Source organism: Bacillus sp. AY2-1 (assembly GCF_008368965.1).
Lineage (GTDB): Bacteria > Bacillota > Bacilli > Bacillales > Bacillaceae_G > Bacillus_A > Bacillus_A thuringiensis_S.
This window is the reverse complement of record NZ_QPEL01000272.1, coordinates 1-3,962: the sequence shown is the minus strand read 5'-3', so window position 1 is coordinate 3,962 and position 3,962 is coordinate 1. Positions and strand designations below refer to the sequence as shown.

Genomic DNA, 3,962 nt, shown 5'->3' with positions numbered 1-3,962 from the left:
TTATTATATATTGAGAAAGTAAAAAAATAGAAAAATATCAATTGAATCCCAAAAAATAACGTGTGAATATTATAGATATAAATTACATCTTGATATTTCGCATGAATTTCTACAAATTTAGATGTTTATTAAATTAGGAGGATTGATAGTGCCAAAAATGTAGTTTGTTGCTAATTCAGTATTTTATATGCATCCATGGGATTTTAGAACGCACAGTTATTATTTGCTAGTAAGCATTTTAATATCAAATCTTTTGGGGAAGTGATAAGTAATGGTCACAGTATTAAATAATGAAACTAAAAGTTTATTAGTTGAAAAAATTGCAAATAAAAATGCGTGTATTGGATATGTAGGCCTAGGTTATGTTGGACTACCATCGGCTCTTAAATGTTTAGAAGTAGGTTATGCGGTAAGAGGTTTTGATAAAAACTCAGTAAAAATAAGAAAACTAGAACGTGGAATAAGCTATATCAGTGATATTCAAGATACTGAAATCCAAGATGCTTTACATACAAATAGATTTTTTGTTAGTACAGAAATGGATTATATAAACGAATGTGATGTTGTAGTTATATGTGTTCCTACACCATTAGAAAGAACTAGTAAACAACCAGATTTAACATATATTCATTCAGCAGTTGATGAAATAGTTAAATACATTAAAAAAGGTACATTAATTATCTTAGAAAGTACTACTTATCCAGGTACTACAAGAGAAGAAGTTTTATACAAATTAGAACAGAAAACTAATTTTAAAATTGGTGTAGATATATTTGTAGCATACTCTCCAGAGCGAATCGATCCTGCAAATCAATCGTTTTCAATTCAAGATATTATAAAAATCGTAGGTGGAGTTACATCTAATTGTACCGATTGTGCAGCAGCTTTCTATAGTAACTTAATTAAGGATATTCATAAGGTAAGCAGTCCAGAAGTAGCAGAGACAGCTAAGTTATTAGAAAATACGTATCGTTTTATAAATATCGCTTTTATTAATGAAATGACACAAATTTGTAATGAGTTAAACATAAATATTTGGGAAGTAATTGATGCCTCAGGAACTAAGCCATTTGGATTTCAAAAATTCTATCCTGGCCCTGGCGTAGGAGGACACTGTATTCCGATTGATCCTATTTATTTTAAGTGGATTGCAAATAATAAGGATTTAGCAACAAAAATGATTGATGTGGCAAGAGAAATTAATGAAAACATGCCTAAGTACGTTCTTAATAGAGCACTACAGTTACTAGATGATAAAGATGGTAAGGATATTCTTATGGTTGGTGTTGCATATAAAAAGAATGTTAATGATGCTAGGGAATCGCCAGCTTTGGATATTATGAATGATTTAATGATAGAAGACTATAACGTGGATTATTACGATCCGTTTATAGAGGAACTCATTGTGGGCGATAACACATTGAAAAAATCTATAGATTTAAACCTAAGTCAATTAGACAAATACACTTTAATTATTGTTCATACGGATCATGATTGCATTAATTTTAAATTGCTTAACGAGGTAAATTGTTTAATTTTAGACACAAGAAACATATTTAAAGATGAATCAGTATATAAAAAAAATATTATAAGTTTGTAGGTGATTACATGGTAGAGTTTATTCCTTTTTATCGACCGGAAATCAATGATGAAGATATAGATAGGGTAGTTTCTGCCCTTAAATCTGGATGGCTTTCAAAGGGGCCAAAAGTGATAGAGTTTGAAGAGAATTTAAAAGAATATCTGAATACTGAACATGTAGTAAGTTGTAATTCAGGGACTGCCGCATTACATTTAGCATTACTGTCTCTGGGAGTTGGATTAGAAGACGAAGTAATAGTTCCAAGTTTTACTTTTTGTTCAAGTGTAAACGTTATTATGCATGTAGGTGCAAAACCTGTATTTGTAGATATAGATGAAGAGAATTTATGTCTTGATCTTCAAGATGTTAAAAGAAAAATCACTAAAAAAACGAAAGCAATTATTGCAGTTCACTTTGCTGGATATCCGGCTAAATTAAAAGAACTTCAAAAACTATGTAAAGAATACGGACTGTTTTTGATAGAGGATGCAGCGCATGCATTAGGAACAAAATATGATAATACTTTAATTGGTACACATGGAGATGTTATTTGTTTCAGTTTTTATGCCACAAAAAATATAACAACAGGTGAAGGTGGAGCGTTAGTCACTAAAAATGAATCGATTGCTGAAAAAGCTAGATTATATGGTTGGCATGGTATCACCAAAAATGCATGGAATCGTTATGGTGAAGAAGGAAGCTGGCGTTATGATGTTCTATTACCTGGGTTTAAATATAACATGATGGATCTACAAGCTAGTTTGGGTATTAGTCAGTTAAAAAGAGCTGATGAAATGATTGAAAAACGCAAGAGAATAGCTGAAAGGTACCAAGAGGAATTAAAAGAGGTTCAAGAGTATATAACGTTACCTAATTATACTAACAATCCAAGTGTAAAACACGCATGGCATTTATTTGTTATAAAAATTAATTCTAATTCTCCTGTTAGTAGAGATCAGGTAATTCAAGAAATGAAAAAGAGAAACATTGGGCTAAGTGTTCACTTTATTCCTGTTCACATGCATCCGTATTATGAAGAGAGATTTAACGTATATTTACCTAAAACGGAAGAGATATTTAATCAAATTATTTCATTACCACTGTATAGTGCTCTTACAGACAATGAGGTTGAACATATTATAACGTCTTTAAAAAGTCTATATCAATTAAAAATAGGGAGGTAAATATTTATGAAAATTGGGGTTATTGGTGGCAGCGGATTTATTGGTAAGCATGTTACAAAGGAGTTACTAGCAAGGGGGTATGAAGTAGTTATATTTGATAAATTTAAACCAAGTATTGATGTTCCTTTTAAAGAAATTGATATTTTAGATATTGCAACATTAAGAGAAAATCTTATTGATGTCGATGGGGTAATCCATTTAGCTGCATTAGTGGGTGTTGATAATTGCCGTTTAAATGAAGAAGATGTAGTGAGGGTGAACTTTGAAGGCACGAAAAATATTGTACAGGTTTGTAACGAAAATGGCATAGAAAAATTATTGTTTTCTTCCAGTTCGGAGGTATATGGGGATGGAGTGAGTGTTCCGTTTAAAGAAAATGATATTAAAATTCCAAAATCAGCTTATGGAAAAGCTAAATTAATGTCCGAAGATTATTTGAAAGAATACGCTAGTAATAGTTTGAAAATTAGAGTGGTTCGTTATTTTAATGTATACGGTTCACAACAAAATGATAACTTTGTAATTTCTAAGTTTTTAAAACAAGCTCATAGTGGTGAAGATATTACTATTTATGGAGATGGACAGCAAATTAGATGTTTTAGTTATATAAGTGATATTGTTAACGGAACTATACTAGCCTTTGAATATGAAGGAGAAAACTTTGCAGATTTTAATATTGGCAATAACAAACCTATATCTATGGAAGAACTAGCAATAAAAATTAATGAATTAATGGGCAATAAAAGTAAAATTAAATTTCTTGATTTAGGTGAAGAGGGAGTCCGAAATTCTAGCATTGAAATCTTTAGAAGAATCCCTTCAATAGAGAAAGCTAAATTATTTTTAAACTATCAACCAATTATTTCATTAGATAAAGGACTAGAGATAATAATAGGGGAGAAGTATGGAAACACAGTATCTATATCCTAAGAATCCAAAGAAAATTAAGTATCCCATATATTCTTCTCCTTGGAGTATATCTGATCATGTATTTTTTTTGAAAAGTGTATATAGACCTAATGATTCTAAACTTAAAAAAAGTCTTCAAGCTCTTTATCCGGATGCAGAAATTGTATTAACTAATAGCGGTACATCTGCATTAGTAGTTGGTTTAAAGTACTTAAAAGTGGCAAAGGGAGATGAAGTAATTCTATCAAACTTTAATTGTCCTAATGTAATAGAAGCAATATTAACGG

4 protein-coding genes are annotated in these 3,962 nt (G+C 30.5%); all 4 read left to right on the top strand.

Annotated elements, in window-relative coordinates:
- Positions 1-271 precede the first annotated feature (271 nt).
- Entirely contained in the window at positions 272-1,600 is a 1,329-nt protein-coding gene (locus DN403_RS30235; protein ID WP_000259078.1) for a nucleotide sugar dehydrogenase, read from the top strand.
- An 8-nt stretch (positions 1,601-1,608) separates the two neighbouring features.
- Entirely contained in the window at positions 1,609-2,766 is a 1,158-nt protein-coding gene (locus DN403_RS30230) for a DegT/DnrJ/EryC1/StrS family aminotransferase (protein ID WP_000229112.1), read from the top strand.
- A 6-nt stretch (positions 2,767-2,772) separates the two neighbouring features.
- Positions 2,773-3,696, top strand: coding sequence for an NAD-dependent epimerase/dehydratase family protein (locus tag DN403_RS30225; protein ID WP_000690425.1), 924 nt, complete (start codon positions 2,773-2,775; stop codon positions 3,694-3,696).
- A partial coding sequence (locus DN403_RS30220; RefSeq protein WP_179958961.1) for a DegT/DnrJ/EryC1/StrS family aminotransferase occupies positions 3,671-3,962 on the top strand: 292 nt, incomplete at its 3' end. The genes DN403_RS30225 and DN403_RS30220, both read left to right, overlap by 26 nt.

Coding starts and splice junctions, on each gene's coding strand:
- DN403_RS30235 (WP_000259078.1), top strand. CDS start 272: ATGGTCACAGTATTAAATAATGAAACTAAAAGTTTATTAGTTGAAAAA.
- DN403_RS30230 (WP_000229112.1), top strand. CDS start 1,609: ATGGTAGAGTTTATTCCTTTTTATCGACCGGAAATCAATGATGAAGAT.
- DN403_RS30225 (WP_000690425.1), top strand. CDS start 2,773: ATGAAAATTGGGGTTATTGGTGGCAGCGGATTTATTGGTAAGCATGTT.